Raw genomic sequence first — 26,113 nt, 5'->3', positions numbered from 1 at the left:
TTATTAAGTCAGCTGTTATAGTTGTCGCACTTTTGGTGCGTTATGTGTGTGTGCTCTGAATTTTCTGAGGGCATCGTTGTGCTCTGTTGAATTTTGTTTCTCGGAACCGTGTTTCTGATATTGCGCAAAAATGGTTGTCGTATTAGATATTACCGGATGAAATGGCTGTCAGACCGGTTTGTTGGGCTGTCTGGCATGATGTATTGAGGACATGAAAAGACGAAACTACGGAGAAACAGGAGAAAATATGAAGCGTTTTGGAAAAATTGCAACAGTGCTGGCAACCTGTATGTTGGTTGCTTCACCTGCCTTGGCGGCGGAAAAAGTTCGCTGGAAGCTGGCCATGAGTTGGTCGAGTACGCTGACACCATTGGCAGCGGCGGCGCCGAAGCTGGCAGATATGGTCAGCAAGATGTCTGGTGGTAATTTTGAGATCCGGGTCGAAGGTGCCGAAAAACACAAAGCTGCTTTGGGTATTTTGGATATGGTGAAAGGGGGCCAGTACGAGATGGGGCATTCCGCTTCCTATTACTGGAAAGGCAAGGACATCTCCTCTGTTTTCTTCACCACTGTACCGTTCGGCATGACCAGCAACGAGCAGTATGCCTGGTTCTATTATGGTGATGGACAGACCTTGCAGGATAAGGCCTTTGAAAAGTTTGATGTTCTTTCCTACCCCGGCGGCAATACCGGTGTACAGATGGGCGGCTGGTTTAAAAAGGAAATCGCATCTGTTGACGACCTGAAAGGTCTAAAAATGCGCATTCCCGGTGTTGCGGGCGAGATTTTTGCCAAACTTGGTGTGGCTGTGACCAATATCCCGCCGGGTGAGCTCTATACTTCCCTTGACCGTGGTACCATTGACGCCCTTGAGTGGGTTGGCCCGGGTATGGATATCAAAATGGGCTTCCACAAAATCGCTCCCTACTATTACACCGGTTGGCATGAGCCGGGTGCAGAGATGCACTATTTGATCAATAAAAAGGCCTTTGAACAGCTGTCACCTGAGTATCAGGCAATCCTGACCACCGCCATAAAGGCAGTAACTGCCGATCAGACCGCCATGAACTTTGACGCCAATGCTCGTGCCTGGGCTCAGATCAAGGCCGAATATCCTGATATCAAGATTATGAGCTTTCCGCCCGCGGTCTTAAAAGAGATGAAAAAGGCCAACGACGAGGTCATGAGTGACTATGCCGCCAAAGATCCGCTCTTCAAGGAGATTTGGGAAAATCAGAAGGCGTACATGGCTGATGTTCGTGAGTGGACCAGGATGTCAGACTATCTGTATATTAAGACAGTGGAAGCACTTCAGGAATAATTCGGGTGATACCGGTTGCAGGTGAAACCGTCCGTTCTCCTTTGTTCTGGAGGAGGGACGGTTTTTTGTTTTGGAAATGTTGTTCATCATGTACCGGCTCTGGCGATTGAGAAGGGAATCGTCTGGTCGATACATCTATGTTTGGGAGTGCAATAATGTTGATACGGGTGGAACGATTTTATGACCGGCTAAGCCGATGGCTTGGGAAAGGGCTGTCGTTTGTATTGCTCTTAATGACACTGAATGTCTTTTACGATGTGATCATGCGCTATACCTTTCACAACAGTTCGGTTGGGATGCAGGAAATGGAGTGGCACCTCTTTTCGGTGGTGATCTTGTTCGGCATGTCTGTGGCGCTGATTGAAGAGGGCCATGTACGCGTTGATTTCCTCTATGACCGGTATAAGCCGAAGAACAAGGCGATCATCAACATTATCGGTACTATCTTTTTTCTTCTTCCCCTGGCGTTATTAATCTTCTTTGGTTCTTTCGACTTTGTCCGGGATGCATGGGAGATTGGTGAGATTTCTGAAGATCCTGGCGGCTTACGGTATCGCTGGATTATCAAGGGTATGATTCCCATCGCCTTTGGGGTACTGATTTTTTCGGCTGTTGGCTATACGGTGAAAAACATCAACCTGTACCGGTTTCATAAAGATGGTGGGTCCGTACCCTCTACAACAGACGGAGGGGCGCAATAATGGTCGGTATCGTTATGTTCATCGCCGCTCTGGCCCTGTTGGCAATTGGATATCCTGTGGCCTTTACCTTCGGTTCTGTTTCGATCTTTTTCGGGGTGATCGCGGCCCTGGTAGAACTGCTGCCCGATCCTTCCCTTGGTGCGGTTACGGATGAGTTTCTGCAGATGTTTTCCATGATGCCCTTTCGTATCTATTCCATCATGAACAACACCATCCTGATGGCTGTGCCGCTTTTTATTTATATGGGCATCATTCTGCAGAAATCGAATCTGGCGGAACGATTGCTGGAAGCCATGGGTACGCTTTTCGGCAAGATCCGGGGCGGTGTGGCGGTGAGCACCGTGCTGGTGGGGACGCTCCTGGCCGCTTCAACCGGAGTTGTAGGCGCATCGGTAGTGGCCATGGGTGTCATTTCGCTGCCGGTCATGCTCAAATATGGTTATTCCAAGAGACTGGCTACCGGGACTATCTGTGCGGCCGGAACCCTCGGCCAGATCATTCCCCCCTCGATTGTACTCATCATCCTGGGCGATGTGTTCCAGCAACCGGTAGGAGACCTGTTTCAGGCTGCGGTTGGGCCTGGTCTGGTATTGGTTGTCTGTTATATCGTTTATATACTTATCCTGGCGTTGTTGGATAAAAACGTGGCGCCGGCCATGCCGCCCCAGGAGGGCGGGAAATTTGTCAATATCCAGAAGGCGCTGATGGCCATCGTGCCGCCACTCACCCTTATCGTCATGGTGCTCGGCTCGATCTTTGCCGGTATCGCCACTCCCACCGAGTCGGCAGCGGTGGGCTGTGTGGGGGCCATGGTGCTGGCCGCCCTGTATCGTCGTTTGAGTTTGCAGATTGTCGAGGAAGCGGCGCTGGAGACGGTAAAGATCAGTGCCATGGTTTTTGCCATTCTGATTGGAGCCACCGCCTTTTCGATGGTGTTTGTCTATAGTGGTGCTGATTACATTGTTGAGGATGCCCTGACCAATCTGCCCGGGCAGAAGTGGACCTTTCTCGCACTCTCCATGCTGGCGATCATGCTGCTTGGCTTTTTCATCGATTTTATTGAGATTTCATATATTGTCGTACCGATTCTGTTGCCGATTGCCGATATTATCGGTCTCAACCCGCTCTGGTTCGCCATTCTTATCGCCATGAACCTGCAGACTTCCTTCCTGACACCGCCTTTTGGTTTTTCCCTGTTCTACTTAAAAGGTGTCTGTCCGCCTGAGGTGAGTACGATTGATATCTATCGAGGCGTCATCCCATTTATTTTTATTCAGGTGGTGGTGCTGTTGTCGATCATTGTCTTCCCCGGTCTTTATGGATTTGAATAACGATTGAGCTAACGTAAGTGTACGGGGTAGGAAGGCGGCTTACTTTTTGGAAGGGCTGGCATCATCAGGCTCGGTTGTCGGTATCGTGCCGCCACTATGCATGCAAGGGGTTGTTCAGGCGTTCATCAAACGTTTCAGGATTGCCTGGAAGTCATCCTGTCTTGCCAAGAAGGCTCCGACCACCATCGGGTCGAACCGCAATCCGGACTGTGATGTGATGTAAGAGACCGTTTCGTCGTGGCTCTTGCTGGTTGGATTGTTGGGGGTTCCTGCGGTCATTTCTTCGTAGGCGTCCGCTAGGGCCATGATCCGGGCGGCCAGTGGAATTTCCCGGCGCATAAGTCCATGGGGATAACCCCTGCCGTCCCAGCGCTCATGGTGGAAATAGGCGATGTGTTTGGCCATCTCGAGGAAGCTGCTGCCTTTGCTTTCTTCCTGCATTTCTCGGATCACGTCGCCACCGGTGATGGTGTGGCGGCGGACAAGTTCGTGTTCATGTTCTAGCTGAGGTTCATCAAGCCCCCCGAATTTGTCGGGGATTGCCACTTTGCCGATATCGTGGAGAATAGAGGCGTGATAGATATCCTCAATATAGGTTGGTGTCATGACGCTTTGCAGTTCAGGATACTGCGAGAGTTCAATTGCCAAAAGCTGGCAGTATTCCCGAATCCGCTCCAGGTGGTTACTTGACGTGGCATCCCTGAACTCCGAGAGTTTGGCCAGGGCAAGTATGGCCGCAGTCTCGGTCTGCTTACGGGTCTCAAGGGACGCGAGCAGCTTTTGCTCCATCACCTTTCTTCCGCTGATATCCCTGATAAGCATGAGAATGACGATAACGGCCTGATCACGGCGCAGCAGGCCGGCGCTGACCTCTGTTTCAGTAGAGTTTCCATCACGCTTGATAAGGCGCAGCTGCCGGTTACGGACCGGTGTGATGCTGCTTATCGTTTCTGCCAGGATGTTGCGGAGGTTACGCTGCTCTTCTTCGGGAATGATGGTGCTGAGCGGTGTTTCGCCATAGTGGATATCGTCTCCGTAATGCTGGTCAAAGTTGCTGTTGGTTTGCAGAATGATTCCTTCAGGTGAGACCAGTACCACATCATCAGCGATCTGGTTGAAAAGCAATCGATAGCGTGCCTCACGTTCCTGCTGCTCGCGGGAGCGTTTCTCCACTTCTATTTCCAGTGCCTCGGCGTGCAGTGAAAGCTGCTCGGCTATTCTGTTTTCTTCAACGCGGAGTGTGTACTCTTTCTCCCGCGCCCTGGTGTGCGCCCAGCTTTGGGTGGTGTTGAGGCCGACCATGCTCAGCATGAAGAAAAGGTTGGCAAACAGGTCGAGCAGGAATGGTTCGCTCAAGGGGGTGCTGTAAAGGACTGTGATAGTGTAAAGCAGAACCAGCAGCAGGCCACTGATAAGGGTTTGGCCCATGGTGAGCGGGGCTAATGCGGCGTAAAGGGTCATGACAAGAATCAGGCCGACATAGTAGGGGGAGGCGATCCCTTCCATTCGTGCAATTATCACCAGCAGAACCATACTTATGGCAATGTATCCCGAGAATCCAGTGGCAAAGGCAAATTTTTTCTGTTGGTCACGATAATTCAAGAAGACAAACAGCAGGCAGATTGCTGTGCCGGCTAATCGGCAGAGCAGAAATTCCACGAACATTTCCGGGACCACGAAATAGTCGAGGACGGAAAAAAGCACCATAAAGGTGGCGCCCGCCAGCAAAATATAATAGACCCGGCGGTGATGAAGTTCGAGGAGCTCTTCCCGGTAACTCTTCATGACCCATTCCTGGCGGGTTCGGGCTGCTGCAGAAGCAGCCTCATTCTGGTCTCCTTGAAGTCATTCTCACGCCGGAGAAATGCATTCACGACATGGGGATCAAATTGCCGGCCGCTTTCTCTCACTATAATTGCCCGGCTCTCTTCATGGCTGAAGGGTGGTTTGTACACCCGGTTGGAGGTGAGCGCATCATAGACATCAGCCAGGGAAATGATGCGTGCGGCCAGAGGTATTTCATCTCCCGGCAGGCCGTCCGGATATCCACGGGAATCCCATCGTTCATGATGGGATCTGGCAATGTCCCTGCCAAGCTGGAGAAAAGAGGAGTTCTCTTTTCCATGGTCCGCTGCAGCCAGAACGTTTGCGCCAAATATCGTATGCTGTTTCATCAACTCAAACTCGACCTCAGTGAGTTTGCCCGGTTTCATGAGGATCGAATCTGGTATGCCGACTTTGCCGATATCGTGCAGCACTGCGGAATATCCGATCTCGTCGATGAACCGGTCATCGATAAGCGGGCCGTACTCATGTGAGCTGGCCAACTCTTCGGTCAGAATGCGGGTATAGGACCGGATACGGGAAAGGTGCTGACCTGTTTCGTCATCTCGGCATTCCGCCAGTCGGGCCAGGCCGAATATTGCTGCCTGCCGGGAAGTGCCGATCAGCCGTTCTGCATCAAGCAGTTTACGCTCAATGCTTTTTTGAATGGAAATATCTCTCAGTATCAGCTGGAAATAGGGTGCGTGGTTAATTTCAATCCGTGAGGCGCTTAGCTCCACTTCCAGCGGTTCGCCCAGGATGTTGACGAGGTTGAGCTGGATGCTGCGCAGTGGCAGGTTGCCTCGCAGCTGCAGGATAATATGGGTGAGCCAGTCGGTTTTTTCCCGCTCATGACGGAGAAGTTGCCTGATATTTTTTCCCTCAAGCTCTTTCTCGGCGATGCCAAGAAGGGTTCGACAGTTGTTGTTGAACTGGTGGATTATCCCTTCATCATCGACCAGTACAACCATGTCCATGATGTTGTTGTAAAGATCCTGGTATTTGAGGTCGGTTTCCTGGAGTTCAATCAGGCGTTGTTGGATTGTTTCCTCAAGACCGTCTGTGTAGGCGGACAATTTGTAATGAATCTTGCGGATATTCTCCTTGGCGCGGAGTTGGTTGTGGAGGGTGTGCAGGTCGTCATAACTCTGAGTTGCGACGATACCGACAAGACTTAAAAAGAAAAACGAATTGCTGACGGCAAAATGTATTTGGTTCTGTTCTGGAAGACCAAGCGTGGTCAGCACCGTTGCCAGGTAGACCCCGTACATGGAAAGACCATAAAAGAGAGCCGTGGCGGCGCTGAGCGGCAGTACGAACAGGGCGCCAGCGATCATAAGTAGAATACCCACATAATAGCCGGAGGAAAATCCTCCCAGTTCGACCGCCATTTTAGAGATGACCAGGCTGCCCAGCACCATGGCAAGATACATCAGGTATGGTGCAAGTTTTTTGAAGGTTTGTTGCTTTAAAAGATTGATGAAGGCGAGCAGGATGATGACATAGATCAGTCGGTAGAGCAGAAAACGGCTGAAATACTCGTTGCAGTAGGCATAGTCGAGTATGGAAAAAAGAGGAAAAAACACCACCGCAAGCCATAAGCAGATGAGAGTCCGCTGGTAAAACAGCAGGCGTGTTTCCTCAAAAATATATGGCGACGACAGTTGCTGTACTTGTGACATCACGTTTCTGAAATTGATGGTTTGGAGACCCTGTCTCGATTTCTACGTTCAAAACCGGGACAGGGACTCCGAACTTAGTCTTTATGGGCAACGGCAAAAAGATTGACCAGGGTCTGTTCGGCAATAATGTCCACCTTGTCACCAAAGGGGGTTGCGGAGAACAGCTCGCGTAACTCTTCTTCGTCTCGGTAGATGAGCTCCCATTTCAGGAGTTTGTCGAGAAAGAGTGAGTCTGGATAAGCGGTGAAGTTGCCGAGAAGAAGAGTGCCACCCGGATTCAAATGATTATAACATTGCTTGATCAGGGCCTTGAACAGCCGCGGCTCAAGATAATCGCAGAGCCCGGCGGAATAGATGATATCCAGCTTGCCCAGCTGGTGGGTGACTCTGCCCAGCGCCCATTTGATCACGTTCTCGCTCATTAGCCGGATCGAGGCCCGGTGCGGAAAGATGTTTACATATTGATTGGTGTATTGGAGTGCTTCCGGATCGATATCGACACAGAGGGCCTCGATCAATTCGCTGTAAGGGCATTCGCTTAAGAAATCGAACAGCTCGCGGTTTGGTCCGCAGGCCAGGTTCATGATCCGGGTCACTTTGCCATGTTTGGCATTTTCGGCGCTAATGGCTGCGATCTGTTCTTTCAGCAGCTTGCGTCGCCCGTGGATGGCCAGTGAGCCCGGGCGCTGCAGGCAGAATTTGTCGACGATCTCACCAAGTTTCCCGTCGCCCTTGGGGATATTCGCATAGATGTGCTCCATCATGAGAAAATCGCCGGCATACCCCTTGGGCTTGTAATAGGCACGCTCAGCGAACCGGCTGCGCATGAGATAGGGGTAGATTTCCTTGAACACATAGCCCCACATGATCTCTTCATTGCCGCTGCCAACCATGCCGACCATGGCGGTTTTGAAATCCTGCAGAGATTCACTCAATTCACCGAGCAGGTCGATGCACCGCTGCTCCGCCTCGGGATCGGCTATGCCTTCGGTGTCCTTTCTTTGCAACTTGTGGGACAGATCAAAGAGTTCAGCCTTGAATCTTTCGGTACGACTGCTGGTGGCGTGCCACCCTTCAGAGTGGAGAAGCGATGGCGGCAGGGGCCGCGATTCTGTGTAGACACTGGAATGTTTTGTGGAAAGCAGATCGGCATAGCTGGCTACAGGCTCCCTTTCACCAGCGATGCGACGAAATTTTCGGCATATTTTCTGGGTAATGAAGATGAGGAAGTCCGTATAGAGGGTGGGGATTTCACGGCGCAGGAAGTTCATGGTCTCCGCGTTGAAAATTGCCACTTCCACCGGCCCGTTGGCCTGGATGTCTCGCACCCTGGTCTCACCGTCAAAAAAACCGATTTCGCCGAAAAATTCCCGTTCACCGATCAACGCCACTGTGATTCTGGTAGCGTTCTGGCCAGTATAGCTGACCTCGACGCTGCCTTTTTTCACATAGTAAAAGGCCTGCGGATCGTTGTCCGGCGACATGATTGTATCCCCGGCGGAAAATGCGTGGGATCCGGCGTAAGGGAGAATCTTTTCCAGCAAGGTATCCTGGTCCTGCAGTTCGGTCGTGATGTTCATGGTCGGTCTCGTGATAGATATTTTCTGAATGAATAGGTTGTTGTTCCCGATTAAAACGAGGTAATGGCGCCTACGGTGATGGCGTGGGCGCCGCCGTCATCAAAGGTGCCGTCAACTCCCGTGGAACTGCTGGTCACACTTCGTGAAGTGGTGTGATAGTACATGTAGGAGACTCCCAGCTTCAGTGAATCGTTTGCTGCATACTGGACTCCAAGGCCGTACATATAGGCATCGGAATCGGGGAGGTCGAAGTTCACCGTGCGCTCGGGGATCGGTGTGTTGTCGATGGCAAAGCCGAGGGTGGTGGTGAACTGTTCCGATAGCTGATAGGTGAGGCCGAAGCGCAGTGCGTCGGAATCCTTCCAATCTTTCACCACTGGTTCGTCGAAAACCTGAAAAGGGGAACCTGCGAGCGACTGACCATAGTTGAAGTCGAGCTCATCGATGTCCGACCAGAATGTCCGGTTCCAGGCCACTTCCAGGGTGAGATCTCCAAAGCTGTAGGAGGTCGCAAGGCTGAAGACGGCCGGCAGTGTCAGATCGAGTGCAGCTGAGCCGTTGTAGCCAGCTACCGGAAATTGACCGACAAGGGCCGTGAGGTCGGCGTCCCCTTCCAGGTTAAGATCCACCTTAGACCGGTAGGTTGCCGCCAGCCTCCAGGCCGGGGTGGGGCGAAAGGTCATCGCCAGGTTATAACCAAAGGCGATATCATCCGCATCGAGGTCCCGGTCAAGGGTGGTGAGTGGGGCAATGTCGCCAATGGGCGGGTTGATGGCGGTGTTGCGCACTTCCCCTTTTGCGTAAATAGCGCGAACGCCGACAGCAAGGCTCAGATCATCGTTCACCCGGTAGGAGAAGCTGGGGCTTGCCTCAACTACATCAAGGGAAAAATGGCGGGCGGCCACCTGGGGAAACGGCTGATCCCAGCTTTTGGCCAATCCATAGGGATAGGTGAGGGCGAAACCGAAACGGAAATTGTTATATTCTTTTGAGACAAGGTGTATCTGGGGCAAAAAGAACATCTCGAAATCGGAAGAACCGTCAAAAGCAGGGGTACGATTGTCCTGGTAATTCACCTCGGGAAGCCAGAGGGTGGTCAGGCTCGTTTCGATGGCCCAGTTATCGCTCTGAAAACTCATGTTGGCAGGGTTATAATAGGCCGCATCCGGGCCGGTGTTGTAGGCGATATTGGCCCCAGCACTGCCGATGGCTTTTAAAGACTGGTTAGGGATCTGGAATCCAGCGCCATACGCAAAAGGAGCTCCAAGGAAAACACAGGTAAGCAGGCTGGCAAAAAGCAGCGAACGTTTGCGTAAAGAACTGGCAGGTGCAGTGCTCGTCTTTTTCATAGCACGTATTAGGTCTCAATGTGGGCAAATGTCACCGGTCCAAACGGTCTGCTGGGGGGCAGACCGATGGTGAGTAGTCATTATGGTTACTTCTTTGTAGTCAATATGATTACTTCCAGTATGGGACAACGAAAAATAAATAACAAGGCGACGGATGGAAAAACCTGTTTCGGTTCATTTCAAAAGAGGGGTTTTTGATGCGGATGGAGAGGGGGCAGGATGAAATGGGGAGAGAGGGATCTTGGGAACCAGGCAGCTTTCCATATAAGGAAAGCTGCCTGGTGAGGACATTAGATGATGGATTTACCAAAGAGCGATGCCATGAGCGAAACGGCCATCTGGGCAGAACGATTGCTGATATCGAGAATCGGGTTGATTTCCATCACATCAACGGAATGGAGTTTATTGGTGTCGGCGAGGGTCTCCATCAGCAGCTGTGCTTCCCGGTAGGTGAGTCCGCCGTGGGAAGGGGTGCCGACCCCTGGGACTTCGATGGGGTCGATGACATCCATGTCGAAGCTGAGGTGAATTCTCGGTAGGTCCTTGAACTTTTCCAAAGTATTCTGGAGGATGGTGCGCATTCCGAACTCGTCAATGTCACGCATGGTGAAGACGGTGCAGCCTGAATTTTTCAGCAAAACCTTTTCTTTCTCATCGAGATCGCGAACACCGATGACGACCACGTGCTCCGGTGTCATCTTCGCTCCAGGGCGGCCAACGTCCACCAGTTCTTTTGCTCCCTTGCCAAGAAGTACAGCCAGCGGCATGCCGTGTACATTGCCGCTGGCCGAAGTCTCGGGAGTGTTGAAATCGCCATGCGCATCAACCCATATCAGACCGACGGGGCTGTCATGGCTGACGCCGCCTACTGTACCAAGGGATGCTGAGTGGTCGCCCCCGAGAAAGATGGGGATTTCTCCATTTGTGACGGCAGTCTTGCCCAGCTCATATGCTCTCTGACAGGCCTGACGGATTGGGGGGAGACGTTCTTCGAGGCTGGTATTTTTCAAGCTGTAATGTCCGGGAATGGTGATGTCTCCACTGTCGAAGGTTTCGTGCCCCAGCGCCTGGAGGGTGGGGGCTAGTCCTGCGTAACGAATTGCGCTCGGTCCCATGTCGACGCCGCGCTGGTTCTGCCCGAGATCCATGGGGATGCCGATTATACGGATTTTTTTACTCATCATAGCCGGTATGTTGCCTCAGAGTGTTGAGAAGATTGAGACGAATTTGCTGGGAAGTTGATCGATTTATGGTGAAACTTTTCGTGTCAGAATCATGAAAGCAAGTGGTGCTCAATATAAGGGGTTGCCGGCTGAAAAGCAATGAGCCCATCCAGCAATACGTCTCTGCTCTCTGAAAAGGTGGAGGTCATGAAATCGACAGGATTGTAAGTTTCAAGCGGTTGCTCTTTTGGGAACTTCTTGACCTCAACTTATGCGGCATATATAGTTATGATATTAGAAGAAATATCCTGGATGTCGGTCCTATTCTTTCCGGTGTCGGGATTTGCCGGCAATTTCGGGGGGGATTGCAGAAAATTTTCTCCCACTCAGAATTGAGTTTGAATGGGTGTGGTAACTCTATGAAGAAATCCGCATACCTGACTACCGGTCTCGCCATCAAGGCCCTGGCCGGTCTGTCCAAGGCCGATGTTGCCCTGCACGGCACAGAGCAATTGCCTGCCGAACCCACCATTTTCGTCATCAATCACTTCACCCGGCTGGAAACGGTTCTTCTGCCTTATCATCTCTACAACCTCACCGATATGCCGGTCTGGTCACTGGCTCATTCCAGTCTGTTTCAGGGTGGGCTGGGCAATTTTTTCGACATGGTTGGGGTTATCTCCACCACCGATCCCAAACGCGACGAACTGATTGTCCGCAGCCTGTTGATCGGCGAGGCCAACTGGATGATTTTCCCGGAAGGGAGCATGGTGAAGACCAAGCAGATCATGCAGAATGGTAAATTCATGGTCACCTCACCAAGTGGGCCGCACAAGCCTCATACCGGTGCAGCATCGCTGGCTTTGAGAAGTGAATTGTTTCGTCGCTACCTGCTCAATAAGGGTGGTGAAAATGTGGAAGAAGCCAGGGGGATGCTTGAGTTTTTGAATATCGATAGCCTTGATCCGGTGCGAGATAAATCCACCTGTATCGTACCGGTCAACGTCACCTACTATCCGATCCGGGCCCGGGAGAATGTGTTGTCTTCTCTCGCCACGAAAATGGTGAAGGATCTGCCGGAACGGATGTTGGAAGAGATCATGACCGAGGGTACCATGCTGCTATCGGGGGTCGATATCGATATCCGTTTCGGAAAACCCATCAAAATCGCACCCTATCTCGAACATGGCAGGGTCAAAAAAGAGTTGGCTAAACAGGAACTCACCGGCTTTCTCATGTCCCCGGGGCTGAAGGAGGCTTTGAAAGAGCAGGCAGAAAACATCATGCAACGCTACATGGCGGATATCTACTCCATGACCACAGTGAATCATGAACATCTGTTTGCTTCCTTTCTCAGCATGTACCCTCGTCGGCAAATATGCGATTATGAACTTCGAAAGCGGGTCTTCCTTGCGGCCTGTAAGATCGGTGATATTGAGCTGCCGGGACTCTTTCTGCACAAGTCCCTGCAGGAGAACCAGGCCCACCTGCTGACAGACGACAGATATCACAAGTTTGATAACTTTCTGCAGCTCGCCCTTGAAAAAGGGGTACTTCGCCGGGAGAAAGACAATCTGGTGATAGATAGGACCAAGCTCTCGGCCCCGGTCAGCTTTCATCGGGGGCGTATTGATAATCCCATAGAGATAATGGTCAATGAGGTGGTGCCGCTGAAAAAGATCAAGAGGTACCTCATCTCCATTGCCTTGCAACCTGAGCCCCTTCTCCGTTTCAATCTGGTCCGTTATTTGCTGAAACGTGAAAAAGATCACTATAGAAGGGATTACGAAGCTTATGGCTATGGGGATGATTTGGAGCGGCAGAGCTTTGGCAAACCTTTTCTGCTCCCGGCGTTTCGTCGTCGAATCGGGGTTGTGCTGATCCATAGTTACCTGTCAGCGCCTGAAGAGGTAAAGGCGCTGGGGCGTCACCTGCGCAGCCATGGCTTGTGGGTCTATGCTCCGCGGTTGCCTGGGCATGGCACATCCTCACGGGATCTGGCCGGCCGGCATCATGAAGAGTGGCTTGAGGCGGTGGAGAACGCTTATGTGCTGATGCGATCAATCTGTGACAGGGTTGTGCTCTGCGGGGTTTCGGTCGGGGCGAGTCTTGCTTTTGAAGTGGCTGGTCGGGCGCGAGAAATTGCCGGAGTTGTCGGGATCTGCCCGCCCTTGAAGCTACAAGATTATTCCACCAACTTCATGCCGGCCATTGATGTCTGGAACAGGGTCGTGAAGAAGATCCGGGGTACTGAAAGCGATCCGTTTTTCGAGTTTACCGCCGATAATCCCCATATCAACTATCGACGGAACCCGTTCGCCGGCATCCGAGAAGTTGGCAAGCTGTTGGAAAAGGTGGAGAAGCGGCTGCCGGAACTCTCTACGCCGGTGCTGGTCGTCCAGGCCGACCATGACCCGGTAGTCAATGTGAAAAGTGGCAGAAAAGCCTTTGACATGCTGAAAGGTAAAGACAAGCGGTACACCCTGTTCAGCTTTGATCGCCACGTCATTATTAATGGACCGGGGGCAGAAAAGGTACACCGTCATATCAGCGATTTCATCCTGCATCTTGGCTCAGACTGACAGGCTTGTTCCGGATGAGAAATTTTGCCTAATCCCGGTAAAGTTTGTCGATTTCCTCCTTCAGGTGGTCGATCACGTTTTTTCGCCGGATCTTCATGGTTGGGGTCAGGAGACCGCCTTCGACCGTCCAGGGATCAAGGGTCAGCACTGCCCGTTTGATAAAGGCGTAACCTGGCATGGAGTGCATCAACTTTTCCACCCGGGCGAGAATTGCCTGCTGCACTCTCTGATCCTGCAGGGATTGTGGGGCAGGCGAAAGTCCCAGCTCTTCGGCTAGCATCTCCCAGCGATCTCTTGCCAGCACCGCAACCAGGACCAGATAGGGTTTTCCTTCACCGATCACCATCGACTGCTCAAAGAGCGGATCCATTGAGATGGCCTGCTCTACATCATTAGGCGAGACTTTTTCACCGTTGCTGAGCACGATGATCTCTTTTAAACGGCCGGTGATACGGATGTGACCGTCCACCAATGTAGCCCTGTCGCCGGTGTGCAGCCAGCCATCGCTATCAATTGTTTCCGCAGTTGCTTCCGGGCGATTCCAGTAGCCGAGCATGATGCAGCTGCCACGGACCAACAGTTCGTCGTGCTTGCCGATTTTCACCTCAATACCAGGCAGCGGCAAGCCTACGCCTGCTGGGTTATTATTTTCAATGATATTGACGGAGACGACCGGACTCGTTTCGGTCAGCCCGTAGCCTTGATAAATCGGCAGGCCCAGGCCGATGAAAACCCTGGCGATTTCGGGCGAAAGCGGGGCGCCGCCGCTGATGATAATGCGCAGCCGGCCTCCGAGTCGTGCACGCACCTTGCCCGCGATGGTCTTGTCAAGTAGGGGCTTTAGGATGAGAGGTATTTTCCATGGTGCCCGTTTTTGGCGATATTCGAAATGGCTCCAGCCGATATCGACGGCTGCGGCAAAGAGCTTTTGGGCAAATGGAGAGGCTTTGTCTATTTTTTGGCGCAAGCCACTGTGGATTCGCTCAAAGATCCGCGGCACGGCTACCATGACAGTTGGGCGGATATGGACCAGATCCTCGGCCAGTTCGGGAATCGAGCGGGCAAAAGCCACGGTGGCCCCGGCCATCACCGGCAGATAGTAGCCGGCGGTGCGCTCCAGCATATGGGAGAGTGGCAGAAAGGAGAGAAACAGGTCCTCGGGGAAGATGTCGATGCATTGAAGACCGGCAGCCGCATTTGAGATCATGTTGCGGTGGCTGAGCATAACACCTTTCGGGGGACCGGTAGTGCCCGAGGTATACACGATGGTAGCGATGTCGTCAGGAGAAATATTGAGTTGCGGATCCGGTGCGGGAGCTTCCGGCAGCCAGTCGGAGAGGCAGGTAATGCGCGAATCATCCTCAATCGTGCGACATTCGTCACTGGTGATAATCCGGGTGAGACAATCGATTTTCCGAATGGTCTGGCGTAGCTGCTCCCAATAGTTTTTGCCGGGGAGAACGAACACTTTTGCTCCGGTGTCCTCCAGGATGTAGGCGACATTCTCCGGGCGGTCATTAACATAGAGGGGCACGATAATGAGGCCGAGGGATTGGGCTGCAAAATCAAGGCAGACCCAGTCCGGTCCATTGGGCAACATAACGCCGATCCGGTCACCGGTCGTAAGGTTTTCCTGCGACAAGGCTGCACGCCAGAGTGATACTCGCTGTTCTGTCTCTTTCCAGGTGAGATTTTGCCATTTGCCTGTTACCTTGTTGTAGTAGCGGTAGGCAATGTTGGCCGGGCTCCTGCGAACTCTCTCTTCAAGTAAGCGGGCGAGGGTCGTGGCCACTTCCGGACTGATGATGTCAGGTGAGGATCTCATCCGTTCTTCTCCTTTGCCGAAGGAGCCAATTACGGTGTTCTTCGGCTGTTCTGGTTCAGAAGGGGCAGCATTGCGGTATGCATCTGCGCTTTCATGCGCGCAGCATCTCTTGTGTGGCTAGCTGGGTGATGACAGGCAGGGCAGATGAATCAATAAGCCTGCTGAATTTGCGACCGTCACCATTTTGCAAGAGAGGCAGCAGATGGTATGCTGTTATCTATAGTATAAGCAAAAAGTTACATCTTACACCAGTGGAACGGTGTAAATATTTCGAAAGTATGGACATTGTCTTGTCTTTTGCTATAAGAGCAGTGAGACGGGTTCGATGAACTTTGCTGGATTCGTAAAAAGCCAGGGCTACGTTTTTTTAGACACTACACCGGCCATCGAGCTTTATTCGGAGTCCATCTAAAGCGTCATGATGACTTTTACGAGATCCTCAACTGTATAAGCTTTTCAATCTGGTGATGGTTATGCTCAATAAATGCTCGACGTGGTTCACCTGTACGACGGATAAGGTTTTTCTGGGTCATTGTGCCGTATCGCCACTGTTTTCCGGTGCGGTTTCGGCAATGCGGAGTTTTACCGAGGCAGTGGCTGAGGGCGGAATAACCGCGTTGCCGAAATATTCTCATCTGTTGCCAGAATTTCGTGAAACTTTTGGATCCATGTTGAAAACAACGGATGAAAATATTTCCTACGTGCCAAATACCGCCACGGCCATGTCGATGATCGCCAATGGCTATCCGTTTGAGCCGGGTGACCAGGTGATCAGTTATGCCCATGAATACCCGAGCAACCATTATCCATGGGTACTTCAGCAGGAGCGGGGTGTAGAGCTTATATTGCTGTCAGATGTTGGTGATGGAAAAAGTGCAGCGTCGCTGCAGGGCTGGTCGATGGAGGAGCTGGAGCGACGAGTAACCGGTCGAACCAGGATTGTGGCTATCAGCCATGTCCAGTTTGCCAGCGGTTTTGCTGCCGATCTCGCTGATCTTGGTGCATTCTGTAAGGCGCGGAATATCGATCTCATTGTCGACTGTGCTCAGAGTCTCGGGTGCTTGCCCGTCTACCCTGAAGAGTACAATATCGCGGCATTGGCCAGCTCTGGCTGGAAATGGCTGATGGGGCCGCTTGGGGGTGGGGTGATGTATACGAGTTCAGAACTCCGGAAAAAGCTCAAGCCGGTGTTGACCGGTCCCGGGATGATGCGGCAGGAGTTTGATTATCTTGATCACAGTTGGGACCCGTATGAAGATGGTCGCCGGTTTGAGTTTTCCACCGGTGCCTGGGACCATATTGCGGCCCTACAGGCAGCAGCCGCCGAGTTGTTTTTGACAAACAGCATGGAAAATATTCGTGATGAGGTCTTTCGACTGCAGGATGTTTTTATTGACCACCTCGATCGTGATCGGGTCTCACCACTCATTCTCTCCGACCACCATCGTTCGGGAATCGTTATGCTGCGGTTGCGGGGCCGGTCAAGAGCCAGGGATGTCATGGCTGCCATGCAGGAACGAGGAGTAGTGATTACCGGGCCTACCGGGGTGCTACGCCTGGCGCCCCATTTTTATATGAGTGATAGTCAAATGATCCGGGGGGCGGAAATATTGAATACTGTGCTCCGCAGATGATCTTCTCCGATGCAGAGGTAAAGATATAGGGGGATGTCTTTACCATCGCAGTATGATCCGCCAGCGTGGATTGATGTAAGGTGAATGTCAGGAGGCTTCGATACTATTGCCATTTCTATATGGGATAAGGTGAGTTACCATTTTTACATAACGGAAAAGGAGAAGAAAATGAGAATGAGGAAGTCAGTGTTGCCGCTGGCCTGGATGGCTATTGTCTTGGGAATTACCACTGCCTGGGCCGAAAATCCATTTGAAGAAAAGCTGCCCTTTAAAAGTGCAACCATTACCTATGAAGTGAGTGGCATGGAGCAGGGCGGAGAGACGGTCTATATTGATGATTACGGAAACAGAAGCGCTGCCTATAGCGAGACAGCCACCAGCATGATGGGGATGACGATACAGAACAAGACGTTGGAGATCGTAGAAGGTGACTGGGTCTACAGTTTTGATCTGGTAGAAAAGGTTGGCGTGAAAAGCCATAACCCCATGTCCTATATGAAAGAGGAGTTCGATAAACTGAGCGGGGCAGAGCAAGATCAGGTTTTGAAAAACCGGAAGCTTATCGGGATGAGCAGTATGAGCGGTATGGGTGGTAAGGTTGAGGAGAATGCGGCAGAAATTCTCGGGTATCAATGCGACAGGGTGCAAGCCATGGGTGCGATTGTGTATTCGTTGCACGGCTCTTCGGTTGTCATGAAAACCGAATCGGAAATGATGGGTTTTAAGATGCAGAACGTCGCCACCGCCATTGATATCGGACCGGTTGGTGAAAAATATTTTGCCCACCCGGAAGGCATAGAGGTGGAGCATGATGAAGAGGCGGATGCCATGTCTCGTCAGATGGCACAGCAGGCTATTGCCTGGCTGAAAGATCCTGATGCTGCTAACAAGCCATTGCCAATGGCCGAGATGGGCCAGTCGGAACGGATGCAATATGTTCCCGCTGAGGACCAGGCAGATATGATGAAGCAGATGGAAGAGATGATGAAAGGGATGCAAGGTGCCATGCCGGGTGCTGCCGGCCAGTAATCTGTGGTAAACTGATTAGATGCTTTGTAGGGCATGACGTTATTGAAAAGTCCAGGTGGAACTTGAGAGATCTTGCTGTAATTGTGCGCGTCACCGGTGCTGTGAAGAAAAGTGGAATATGATGCGGAAAAAAACGTTGACACACCCCAGCCATCCGTGTACATTCTCGCGCTACAAGATTTCGATGAGCTGACGCACTGCGGCTCTGTGAAGCTTTCTAATCCTCGGTAGCTCAGTAGGTAGAGCAGGTGGCTGTTAACCACCTTGTCGGCGGTTCGAGTCCGTCCCGGGGAGCCAGATATACAGGCCCGATTTTGTAACAGAAATCGGGCTGTTTTTTTCATTGTGTCGGGGCGTAGCGCAGCCTGGTTAGCGCGCCTGCCTTGGGAGCAGGAGGTCGAGAGTTCGAATCCCTCCGCCCCGACCATCGTTCCATGGAAAAGCCAATCACTTGCATAGTGGTTGGCTTTTTTCGTTTCCCGCTCCCCTTCCTTCTTCAGGATTGATGCAGCTAAATGGGAGGGAGTCGTAAATTGTTTCTGACCGATATTTATCTGCTGAATTCCAGTTGTCAGTAGTTGTCGCCTATCAATCTTTTGAGGGTGTTTACAGAAACATCCAGAAGTTTACTTACTTGGTTCTGTGATATCCCTTGGCTGGTTAAAGATTCGTAAACAGTCCTTGCGTAGGCCTTTTTAATTGTATCAATGGTATCAATGCCGGGGTCGTTTGGAGATGCGGGCTTTTTGATACGATTGAAGAAGTTATCGATCTCAAATTTTGATGAATAATGTTCGTTGACTTGAGGGGTTTGTTCTAAGAAGAAACGATGTTCTTCTAAGTCAATGAGTTCATCCTGACCGAGTTTTATCCTTCTGTTTATATAGTTAGCAAGTTCTCTCACATTCCCTGGCCATGAATGTTTTTGCAGTTCCTCCATTCGCCCGAGGAAGTATGATATTGCTTGATCTCTTTTTTCAATGTCTTGTTCAAATTTGTAAGCAAGATGGACAATTAACGCAGGTATGTCTTCTGGTATTTCATTGAGACTTGGGAGTGTGATTGTTTTCCCAGCTATCCTGTAGTACAGGTCTTGCCTAAACTCTTTGGTGCTGATTTTCTCGATCAAGCGGCTTTTTTGAGCTGCTGAGATGATTTTTGTATTTGCTTGCTTTGTTTTGGTACTTCCTAAGGGGGTATAGGTTCCGCTTTCTAAAAATCTCAACAGCATTGCTTGAACTCTTGGTGGTAAATCTGGTAGTTCGTCTAGAAAAAGTGTCCCTCCGTTCAATTCTGATACAAGGCCGTGTTTCTGTTTTGTTGCGCCAGTAAAGGCTCCTTTCTCGTGTCCAAAAAGCTCTGATATGAGCAACTCCTCTTGGAGGACTGCGCAGTTAATTGAGCCGAATCTTCCTTTTCTCCTTTTTGGATCAAGGGTATGTAGGAAGAAAGCTGCGGCCTCTTTACCTGTACCTGTTTCTCCTAGGAGAAGGATTTTATCTAAACTTGCGAGAGCAACTCTGTGGATTTCCCTCTTTAGATAGGTCATCTTGAAAGACAAGCCCTCAATGGCGGGGAAATCTGTTTCAGCAAAATCAATTACTGCTTGTTCATCGTTCTCAGGGATTATTTTAGGCGTTTTGGCTAACTGCTCGATTGCACCTTTGAGGTGGATCGTTGCAAAATTACCATTCTCGTCACCTAAAAAAGCCAATGTTTTTTTGTATCTAAGATAATCTTCAATATGTGGAGGTGGTGTTGGTAAGGTGCTGGATGGATGTGTCTTGAGAATAGAGTATCCATTTAATATTTTACAAATTTCCTTATCAAATTCTCCATACCATTCTAGCCTCACTCTATCGTTGCTAGCCTGCTCTAGCATGGCTTGTAGTGTTTCGTTAAAAAGGAACGGTGCAAAAATCAATAAGGTTTGAGGGACATAGTTTTCAATAAAAGCTCCAATTTTCTCGACTATGTTATGCCTTGCTGAAACGGAGATATTGTCAATTGTGAGACTTCTCGTATTGCAGATGTGGGTTGCGAAGTAAGTGTAAGAGATCGTTGGGAATATTATGAATGATGCCATTGCTAGGATTTAACGAGGGTGATTGGATTGCTCTGCAGTTTGGATGTACCGTATCACAAATTGATACAGTTAGTCAATAATGGATAAATTTATCCAAAATAATGACACATGTAGCTCTTTGTCTGTTTCGTCCTAATTCTGACTATATACCTGTAATGTAACAATATACTGGAAGAGTCGATCGTTTGGCATGGTGTCTGCAAATGATATGGGAACCCGTTACCTAATCCAAGAGAACAGGAGGTCGATGCAGAACATGGCGTTTGAGAAGAAAGCTGAGATCAAAACAGTAAATAGAGTGGCGTTACTTGGTGACTCTATTTTTGACAACGAGCAGTATGTGTTGCCAGGCGAGGCAGTAATTGATCAGATCAACTTATTAGATAGAGCAAGTTGGAACGCAGAATTGCTAGCTGTCGATGGTGCCGTCTTAAAAGATGTTTCAACTCAATGTCAGAAAGTCGATGAAAAGATCAATCATGTTATTGTCAGTATTGGTGGGAATAACGCTTTGGGGTACATTAGTATATTTGAAGAAACAGTATCATCTGTCTATGAAGGAATGCAGTATCTATCAGAGATAAAATATGAATTCCAAAAATCATATCAAGAGATGCTCGCGGAGGTTGTCTCACTTGATAAGAAAGTTGCTTTGTGTACTATCTACAACACATGCCCTGGAGTAGAGGTCCCATTGTTAACGGCACTGTCTGTTTTTAATGATGTCATATTTTATGAGGCTTTCAAACTGGGGTTTCCTGTTTTAGACTTCCGACATACTTGTAATAGTCCTTCCGATTATTCCTCGATATCACCTATTGAGCCCTCTGAGACAGGTGGGCTGAAAATAGCGAAAGTTATAAAAAACCTGATGGAAAAGCGTGATTTCTCAATTTGCAAATCTGTCATTTATCATTAACGAATTTTGTATAATTAACCTATCAGCGTGTTGAGTCACATTTTCAATCCGAATATTGTTAAGCCGAATCAAATTTAACGATCTCAAAATTATAGGAGACCTGATGATCGAGTTTGCAGATCCTTCAAAACAGTTAAAATTCTCTTTCGGCATTGAACGTTATGAGTATCCTGATATTACATCAGGTTTTGATGCTAATTGGTTAATGATTAATATTAAAGTCAATTTTCAGGATAAAGAGTTTTGTGCTACTGATCCTGCTTTGCTAACCTGTGAGGCTCAAGATATTTTCAATTGGTTCCAATCTATTTCCAACGACAGAATTCCTAGGCGTACGCACTTAGGTTTTTTAGAGCAGCTTTTTCACTTTGAACTCCTTGGTAGGTCGCCTGATTGTATCCAATATGCGATTCATCTTGATGATAGTTTTAAACCAGATTTCGCGATTGGGGAATCTGGTGAAGATTTTATTATGATTTTTGACCATACAGAAGACTGCTTGAGGGGGATTGCAAGACAGCTTAAGAAAGAAATAGGCTATTTTCCCATGAGAGGGGATTCAAATTGTTAAGTTCATAAGGAGGGGAGACAATGCTGTCACAATTAATAGTTGATGAATTGAATACCCTGCTTACTGGTGAGTTGTCAGGAGCAAACACTAGTAAACGATCCCCGAGGTGGGCATGTAAATTGTCCAAAAGAATTATCGGTGAGTATGTTGTAAATCCATTAACGTCAGCAAGAATGATCAAATCTGAAGGGTATTTAATGCAGAATTGTGTCCGACAATATATTCACCTCTGCAAGAGCGGCGACTACTTACTCTTCTCGATTCAAAATTTACCAGGAGAAAAGGTCGCAACATTAGGTGTTAGGAAGCATGATAATCGTTGGTATTTCGACGATTGCCTCGGAAAAAATAACACCTATGTTATCGAAACAACTATTGAGCCTCTCGGTGCAGACCACCTTGTTGTTCACGAGATGGAATACACTGAAATATTCTCAGTTGCCCATGAAGTCGTTCGGTTGCTGAATTGCGAATACACCGTCTTATGAGTGTCTAATGGTAAAAAAGAAACCTTCTCTCCATTTTGTTAAAGCTATAAATGTTGAACTTACCTACGAGTGCAACATGTCCTGTCCTCATTGCCTTCAGCATGAATTTAGGAAACAGGGGGCTAACTCATGGGTGAATACCGAAAGTGTAATTAGATGCATGAAGGAGGGGCAAGAGCTTGGCTTTACAGATTCCGGAGTGAATTTTACAGGTGGTGAACCTTTCCTTGGAGGAAGTAACCTCCCTGAAAGGTTAAAGGCTGCGAAGTGTTTGGGTCTTGACGTAAGGGTGAACACCAATGGATGGTGGGGTGGGCGTCAGGATATTAACATCGGGTCTGAGTATTTTTCATCTGGCAGGCAAGTTGTCAAGTGGTTGAAGAGACAGGATATTGCACTTCTAGCCTTAAGCCTTGATCAACGATATGAAAGAAATGTTGTGCTGTTAAATTCAGTTTTAAGCGTAATGCAAGAGTGTGAAGAGCAAGGATTATATTATCAGCTGATACACACTCGATCATTACAGACAGAAAGTACTCACTTTTGGCAGAGGTTGGAGCAAGAGAAGAAGATTCGCTTCGACTATATGATCCCTGTGAATATGGAAATGGTTGATTTGGGAGAAGCTTCCGGCTCAGATAACATAAATATAGAATCTCAAATGCATTGCGGGGGAAAAGGTTTCTATCGGCCACAGTTCTTACATGTTAACCCAAGTGGTGGAGCCCGCACCTGTATGTACGCTTCCGGTTCAAGTTGGTTGGGAAATATCAACCATGAATCCCTTAATGAAATTGCTGATAAATTTTACAATAATGTCGTAGTTGAATTTTTTAGTAGCAACTGTGACGCAAGAAGTAATCTTGTTGAGCAAATTTACTCGCGCAAAGATAATCATTTACCTAAACACCCATGTGCTCTAGCGGTAAAAATTGCAAAAGATATCGAGCTAAAGAAGAAGTAGAAGGCTCTTTGTGTTTTGTCCAAAATCTCATTTTTTCATACAATGACAAACAACCGCCTACAACTTCACAACTTAATTCTTACACACATTTCATGAGTGAAAATGAAAATCATTATCCATCGTGGGGCCAGTGAAATTGGCGGAACAGTCATTCAGTTGTTGACTGCAAATACAAATATTCTTTTAGATATAGGACTCCCCCTGTCCCTGGATAGTAAACCTATTGACATCACACAATTAAAACCAGATGCAGTATTTATTAGCCATCCTCATCAGGACCACTATGGACTCGTCAACGAATTAACCGATGAAGTGCCAGTCTATATTGGTGAGCTTGGTAAGAATTTGATTGAGGCGACTAAGATGTTTTTAGGAAAGGAACTTAATTCGAATCACTTTCAATATATTTCTGACAGAAAGACAATCAAGGTCGGTGATTTCTCTATCACACCTTACTTGGTAGACCACTCTGCTGTTGATGCCTATTCATTCCTTGTTGAAGCAGAAGGAAAGAGGGTATTTTATAGTGGTGACTTTAGGGCGCATGGCAGGAAGTCAATTTTATTTGACCGTTTAATCGCAAATCCCCCGAAGGATGTTGATGTACTGCTGATGGAGGGTACCATGCTCAAAAGGAGTAATAGTGACTTTCCTAGTGAAGCAGCAGTTGAAGAGAAAATTGTAGAGACTATTCGCGATCAATCAAATATCAGTTTCTTAGTCTGTTCATCGCAGAACATAGATAGAATTGTGTCGGCCTATAGGGCTTGTCTCAGGACTGGGAAAAAGCTAGTTGTCGATTTTTATACTGCATGGATACTGGAGCAAGTAAAGTCAGTTTCGCAAAGTGTCCCTAACGTAGATTGGGATTATGTTTGTTTGTATGCTGATTATCGCCCAGATCAGATCGTGAAAGACAACCTTGAGTACTTTGGTGATTTTAGAAAGAGGGCATATGCTTCTCGTGTTACAAAAGAAGAGTTACAGTCCAACCCATCTGATTACGTAGTGATTTCTAAGATGTCTAAACATAAGGTGATAAATCTGTATAGAAACTTTGATAAACCAGTAAATGTGATTTACTCACAGTGGCTAGGGTATCTGGACTGCTTAGATGAGGAGTATTTTGGTGCAGAAGCTGTTTCAAGGTATCGTGGCGATGCTGAAGTTAGTTTTGTGTATGCACATACGAGTGGGCACGCTGTGTTGGATGATTTGAAACAGTTTGCTGATGCAGTGAAACCCCAAAATCTCATACCGATACACACTGAATATGGTGATAATTATGAAGATCATTTTAGCAATGTAGTAAAATTGTCAGATAACGAGTGTCACGACGTTTGAAACTAAGATACTATAAAGATTATTAGAATTTAGAGGTCTATTGTGGACGATTTTACAAGTCAGTGTTGTAGTCTGATTAAGAAAGTTGATGAAATACTTAAATACAATTCTGAATGGGTGCAAAGGTATGGCGGATATGCAAAACAAATATTATTAAACGAAGACGATCTGAAATATAAAAAAACTAATTTTAATGAATGGGCTCCTTTGTATTTGTACATGACGATTGGTGAAGCAAAAGGAAATTTGCTTTTTAGTTTACGATATGTTGGGCAGGATGTCGCTAAGCTAAAAGTTGATGGACAAGGTGTTACTATCGCAACTAATTCGTTCACTGAGCGAAATATGAGGGATTTTGGATGTAATATCCATCTGAGCAATCACTCATGGAGTTCTAAAGAGGCGTCAGATTTCAGGAAACATTTTTCTAATAAACCTATAAGATTAGATGTCTCGAAAAAAAATGATGAACATCGAGTAGAAAGTCTACTTTTAACTGAATTTTCTAAATCCGATAGCAAAGACAAAATGATTTGTAACATTCAACCTGTTAAGTTTTCAGGAATTGCTCGGTTTCAGATGAAAACGCCTTTAACTTCAAGTAATATATCCAATATTTGTTACGAAAAAAAAGCAGGATCTGGTGGCGGTATTGACATAATTTCACGGATTGGTATTGGAAGAGGTACAAAACTATGTGTCATGGAGGTAAAAGATGAAAATGTTGCAGCAGAGCCACCTAGAAATGCAGTTTTGCAAGGACTATCCTATGGTGTATTTGTTTTGAATCTACTTAGAAGTGAAAGTGGAGATTTGTGGTGGAAAATTTTTGGGTTTAAAGGGAAACTTCCAGACTCTCTTGAACTTTACATTGTATGTACGATGCCGTCATCAGAGGTAAATGATATCTCTTTCGCGGAAAAAGTGATTAATTATAAGCAAGACTTCTTTCACTTACATTACTTGTATTTTCAAGAGGAAAATCAGTGCATTAAAAAAATTGAAACCTCCCTTAAGCAATGCAAGAAAAAAGAATTATTAAACGATAATTAGACGTTTGAATCAAATTAGATCCATGTAAAACGAAATAAGTAGGGGTGAAACGAAAACGCTGTTTTTGTTAACTCGTTAATCTACTTGAAAAACAGATCACTACGGTGTATATCGCTTTTTAGGTCTGACGCCTTGGGAGCAGGAGGTTGATAGTTCGAATCCCTCCGCCCCGACCATGCAATGATATTGAAGCGGGATGTGGACTGAAAAGTTTTGCATCCCGTTTTTCTTTTTCCTCCTGAACCAGTTGAATGCTATGACGTTTTCGTCCTCGATCGGTATTGTTGCCGCTTGTCTTACAAGCCTGGCCTTTGTACCTCAGGTGTGGCGGGTGATACGTAAGCGCTCAACAAACGCCATCTTTTCATATCGTTAACAATCTGTTTCATTGTGGCAAACCAGACCACGGGAGGGCACAATGAAAACAGAGCATAGCAAGAATCGGTCGGCCAAGCAGGAATATTGGCAGGAACACATCCGCTCATGGGAGAGTAGCGGCCTGACGCAATCATCATATTGCCGGGAGAACATGCTCTCTTTGGCGACATTTGGTTACTGGCGTCGAAAGAGCTCATTGAAGGTTTCTCACGAACCGCAACCGCGTTTTTTTCCTCTTGCGGTACAATCCCAGGTCCAGGAAAAGCAGAGTTCAGGTTTCAATACTGTC

21 protein-coding genes and 2 tRNA genes are annotated in these 26,113 nt (G+C 48.3%); 16 read left to right on the top strand and 7 right to left on the bottom strand.

Annotated elements, in window-relative coordinates:
- The first annotated feature begins 247 nt into the window (after positions 1–247).
- The 3 genes from BUF15_RS13555 (at position 248) to BUF15_RS13545 (ending at position 3,353) form a co-directional block, all read left to right on the top strand.
- Positions 248–1,321: a TRAP transporter substrate-binding protein gene (locus BUF15_RS13555; protein WP_073614034.1), complete on the top strand. Its 1,074-nt coding sequence runs from the start codon at positions 248–250 to the stop codon at positions 1,319–1,321.
- Positions 1,322–1,476: 155 nt separating this feature from the next.
- Positions 1,477–2,022 carry a TRAP transporter small permease subunit gene (locus BUF15_RS13550; protein ID WP_073614033.1) on the top strand — a complete coding sequence of 182 codons (546 nt, stop codon included), beginning with the start codon at positions 1,477–1,479 and terminating at the stop codon, positions 2,020–2,022.
- A complete protein-coding gene (locus tag BUF15_RS13545; RefSeq protein ID WP_073614032.1) occupies positions 2,022–3,353 on the top strand; it encodes a TRAP transporter large permease in 1,332 nt (443 codons plus the stop codon). The genes BUF15_RS13550 and BUF15_RS13545 overlap by 1 nt, the downstream gene beginning before the upstream one ends.
- 114 nt (positions 3,354–3,467) lie before the next feature.
- Here BUF15_RS13545 and BUF15_RS13540 read toward each other — a convergent pair whose 3' ends face one another.
- The 5 genes from BUF15_RS13540 to rocF all read right to left on the bottom strand — a co-directional run bounded on the left by BUF15_RS13540 (position 3,468) and on the right by rocF (position 10,972).
- Positions 3,468–5,138: an HD-GYP domain-containing protein gene (locus tag BUF15_RS13540; protein ID WP_073614031.1), complete on the bottom strand. Its 1,671-nt coding sequence runs from the start codon at positions 5,136–5,138 to the stop codon at positions 3,468–3,470.
- Positions 5,135–6,859, bottom strand: a complete 1,725-nt coding sequence (locus BUF15_RS27400) for an HD-GYP domain-containing protein (RefSeq protein WP_073614030.1) — start codon at positions 6,857–6,859, stop codon at positions 5,135–5,137. Before BUF15_RS27400 ends, BUF15_RS13540 begins: the two co-directional genes overlap by 4 nt.
- A 74-nt stretch (positions 6,860–6,933) precedes the next feature.
- The gene (locus BUF15_RS13530; protein ID WP_073614029.1) at positions 6,934–8,439 is read right to left on the bottom strand and encodes a cyclic nucleotide-binding domain-containing protein; all 1,506 of its coding nucleotides are present in this window, start codon (positions 8,437–8,439) and stop codon (positions 6,934–6,936) included.
- A 50-nt stretch (positions 8,440–8,489) separates the two neighbouring features.
- Positions 8,490–9,788, bottom strand: a complete 1,299-nt coding sequence (locus BUF15_RS13525; RefSeq protein WP_073614028.1) for an OmpP1/FadL family transporter — start codon at positions 9,786–9,788, stop codon at positions 8,490–8,492.
- Between the two features lie 290 nt (positions 9,789–10,078).
- Positions 10,079–10,972 carry an arginase gene (gene rocF, locus BUF15_RS13520; protein WP_234981177.1) on the bottom strand — a complete coding sequence of 298 codons (894 nt, stop codon included), beginning with the start codon at positions 10,970–10,972 and terminating at the stop codon, positions 10,079–10,081.
- A gap of 398 nt (positions 10,973–11,370) precedes the next feature.
- On the opposite strand from rocF, the gene BUF15_RS13515 reads away from it, so the two are divergent.
- Positions 11,371–13,533 carry an alpha/beta fold hydrolase gene (locus BUF15_RS13515; protein WP_073614027.1) on the top strand — a complete coding sequence of 721 codons (2,163 nt, stop codon included), beginning with the start codon at positions 11,371–11,373 and terminating at the stop codon, positions 13,531–13,533.
- Positions 13,534–13,561: 28 nt separating this feature from the next.
- Here the strand turns inward: BUF15_RS13515 and BUF15_RS13510 are convergent, their stop codons facing one another.
- Positions 13,562–15,358: an AMP-dependent synthetase/ligase gene (locus BUF15_RS13510; RefSeq protein WP_073614026.1), complete on the bottom strand. Its 1,797-nt coding sequence runs from the start codon at positions 15,356–15,358 to the stop codon at positions 13,562–13,564.
- Between the two features lie 473 nt (positions 15,359–15,831).
- Between BUF15_RS13510 and BUF15_RS13505 the strand changes: the two genes are divergently transcribed.
- The 4 genes from BUF15_RS13505 to BUF15_RS13490 all read left to right on the top strand — a co-directional run bounded on the left by BUF15_RS13505 (position 15,832) and on the right by BUF15_RS13490 (position 18,448).
- The gene (locus BUF15_RS13505; protein WP_073614025.1) at positions 15,832–16,992 is read left to right on the top strand and encodes an aminotransferase class V-fold PLP-dependent enzyme; all 1,161 of its coding nucleotides are present in this window, start codon (positions 15,832–15,834) and stop codon (positions 16,990–16,992) included.
- A 168-nt stretch (positions 16,993–17,160) separates the two neighbouring features.
- Entirely contained in the window at positions 17,161–18,021 is an 861-nt protein-coding gene (locus BUF15_RS13500) for a hypothetical protein (protein WP_073614024.1), read from the top strand.
- A 221-nt stretch (positions 18,022–18,242) separates the two neighbouring features.
- Positions 18,243–18,318, top strand: a tRNA-Asn gene (locus BUF15_RS13495).
- 52 nt (positions 18,319–18,370) lie between these two features.
- Positions 18,371–18,448 (top strand) — tRNA-Pro (locus tag BUF15_RS13490).
- A 144-nt stretch (positions 18,449–18,592) separates the two neighbouring features.
- On the opposite strand, the gene BUF15_RS13485 is transcribed toward BUF15_RS13490, so the two are convergent.
- The gene (locus tag BUF15_RS13485) at positions 18,593–20,107 is read right to left on the bottom strand and encodes a sigma-54-dependent transcriptional regulator (protein ID WP_073614023.1); all 1,515 of its coding nucleotides are present in this window, start codon (positions 20,105–20,107) and stop codon (positions 18,593–18,595) included.
- Between the two features lie 247 nt (positions 20,108–20,354).
- Between BUF15_RS13485 and BUF15_RS13480 the strand changes: the two genes are divergently transcribed.
- From BUF15_RS13480 to tnpA, 8 genes are all read left to right on the top strand, one after another.
- Positions 20,355–21,026: an SGNH/GDSL hydrolase family protein gene (locus tag BUF15_RS13480; RefSeq protein WP_084553981.1), complete on the top strand. Its 672-nt coding sequence runs from the start codon at positions 20,355–20,357 to the stop codon at positions 21,024–21,026.
- A gap of 103 nt (positions 21,027–21,129) precedes the next feature.
- On the top strand, positions 21,130–21,597 hold the full coding sequence (locus tag BUF15_RS13475; protein ID WP_073614022.1) for a WapI family immunity protein: 468 nt from the start codon (positions 21,130–21,132) through the stop codon (positions 21,595–21,597).
- A gap of 20 nt (positions 21,598–21,617) precedes the next feature.
- Positions 21,618–22,085 carry a PcfJ domain-containing protein gene (locus BUF15_RS13470; protein WP_073614021.1) on the top strand — a complete coding sequence of 156 codons (468 nt, stop codon included), beginning with the start codon at positions 21,618–21,620 and terminating at the stop codon, positions 22,083–22,085.
- 7 nt (positions 22,086–22,092) lie between these two features.
- A complete protein-coding gene (locus BUF15_RS13465) occupies positions 22,093–23,049 on the top strand; it encodes a radical SAM protein (protein WP_073614020.1) in 957 nt (318 codons plus the stop codon).
- 102 nt (positions 23,050–23,151) lie between these two features.
- Positions 23,152–24,393 (top strand): MBL fold metallo-hydrolase, encoded by a 1,242-nt coding sequence (locus BUF15_RS13460; protein ID WP_073614019.1) that lies wholly within the window; start codon positions 23,152–23,154, stop codon positions 24,391–24,393.
- 42 nt (positions 24,394–24,435) lie between these two features.
- A complete protein-coding gene (locus BUF15_RS13455; protein WP_073614018.1) occupies positions 24,436–25,446 on the top strand; it encodes a hypothetical protein in 1,011 nt (336 codons plus the stop codon).
- A 196-nt stretch (positions 25,447–25,642) separates the two neighbouring features.
- Complete coding sequence (locus tag BUF15_RS28350; RefSeq protein ID WP_073614017.1) at positions 25,643–25,822, top strand: PQ-loop domain-containing transporter; 180 nt, start codon at positions 25,643–25,645, stop codon at positions 25,820–25,822.
- A 42-nt stretch (positions 25,823–25,864) separates the two neighbouring features.
- Positions 25,865–26,113: IS66 family insertion sequence element accessory protein TnpA (gene tnpA / locus BUF15_RS13445; RefSeq protein WP_327021867.1), on the top strand; the 249-nt coding region annotated here is incomplete at its 3' end.

This window comes from Desulfopila aestuarii DSM 18488 (assembly GCF_900143695.1).
Lineage (GTDB): Bacteria > Desulfobacterota > Desulfobulbia > Desulfobulbales > Desulfocapsaceae > Desulfopila > Desulfopila aestuarii.
The sequence above is the reverse complement of the archived record's forward strand: the minus strand, read 5'-3'. Positions and strand labels throughout refer to the sequence as shown.

What these genes read in the sequence shown, in the direction of transcription:
- BUF15_RS13555 (WP_073614034.1), top strand. Translation starts at nt 248, where the DNA reads ATGAAGCGTTTTGGAAAAATTGCAACAGTGCTGGCAACCTGTATGTTG.
- BUF15_RS13550 (WP_073614033.1), top strand. Translation starts at nt 1,477, where the DNA reads ATGTTGATACGGGTGGAACGATTTTATGACCGGCTAAGCCGATGGCTT.
- BUF15_RS13545 (WP_073614032.1), top strand. Translation starts at nt 2,022, where the DNA reads ATGGTCGGTATCGTTATGTTCATCGCCGCTCTGGCCCTGTTGGCAATT.
- BUF15_RS13540 (WP_073614031.1), bottom strand. Translation starts at nt 5,138, where the DNA reads ATGAAGAGTTACCGGGAAGAGCTCCTCGAACTTCATCACCGCCGGGTC.
- BUF15_RS27400 (WP_073614030.1), bottom strand. Translation starts at nt 6,859, where the DNA reads ATGTCACAAGTACAGCAACTGTCGTCGCCATATATTTTTGAGGAAACA.
- BUF15_RS13530 (WP_073614029.1), bottom strand. Translation starts at nt 8,439, where the DNA reads ATGAACATCACGACCGAACTGCAGGACCAGGATACCTTGCTGGAAAAG.
- BUF15_RS13525 (WP_073614028.1), bottom strand. Translation starts at nt 9,788, where the DNA reads ATGAAAAAGACGAGCACTGCACCTGCCAGTTCTTTACGCAAACGTTCG.
- rocF (WP_234981177.1), bottom strand. Translation starts at nt 10,972, where the DNA reads ATGATGAGTAAAAAAATCCGTATAATCGGCATCCCCATGGATCTCGGG.
- BUF15_RS13515 (WP_073614027.1), top strand. Translation starts at nt 11,371, where the DNA reads ATGAAGAAATCCGCATACCTGACTACCGGTCTCGCCATCAAGGCCCTG.
- BUF15_RS13510 (WP_073614026.1), bottom strand. Translation starts at nt 15,358, where the DNA reads ATGAGATCCTCACCTGACATCATCAGTCCGGAAGTGGCCACGACCCTC.
- BUF15_RS13505 (WP_073614025.1), top strand. Translation starts at nt 15,832, where the DNA reads ATGCTCAATAAATGCTCGACGTGGTTCACCTGTACGACGGATAAGGTT.
- BUF15_RS13500 (WP_073614024.1), top strand. Translation starts at nt 17,161, where the DNA reads ATGAGAATGAGGAAGTCAGTGTTGCCGCTGGCCTGGATGGCTATTGTC.
- BUF15_RS13485 (WP_073614023.1), bottom strand. Translation starts at nt 20,107, where the DNA reads ATGGCATCATTCATAATATTCCCAACGATCTCTTACACTTACTTCGCA.
- BUF15_RS13480 (WP_084553981.1), top strand. Translation starts at nt 20,355, where the DNA reads ATGCAGAACATGGCGTTTGAGAAGAAAGCTGAGATCAAAACAGTAAAT.
- BUF15_RS13475 (WP_073614022.1), top strand. Translation starts at nt 21,130, where the DNA reads ATGATCGAGTTTGCAGATCCTTCAAAACAGTTAAAATTCTCTTTCGGC.
- BUF15_RS13470 (WP_073614021.1), top strand. Translation starts at nt 21,618, where the DNA reads ATGCTGTCACAATTAATAGTTGATGAATTGAATACCCTGCTTACTGGT.
- BUF15_RS13465 (WP_073614020.1), top strand. Translation starts at nt 22,093, where the DNA reads ATGGTAAAAAAGAAACCTTCTCTCCATTTTGTTAAAGCTATAAATGTT.
- BUF15_RS13460 (WP_073614019.1), top strand. Translation starts at nt 23,152, where the DNA reads ATGAAAATCATTATCCATCGTGGGGCCAGTGAAATTGGCGGAACAGTC.
- BUF15_RS28350 (WP_073614017.1), top strand. Translation starts at nt 25,643, where the DNA reads ATGTGGACTGAAAAGTTTTGCATCCCGTTTTTCTTTTTCCTCCTGAAC.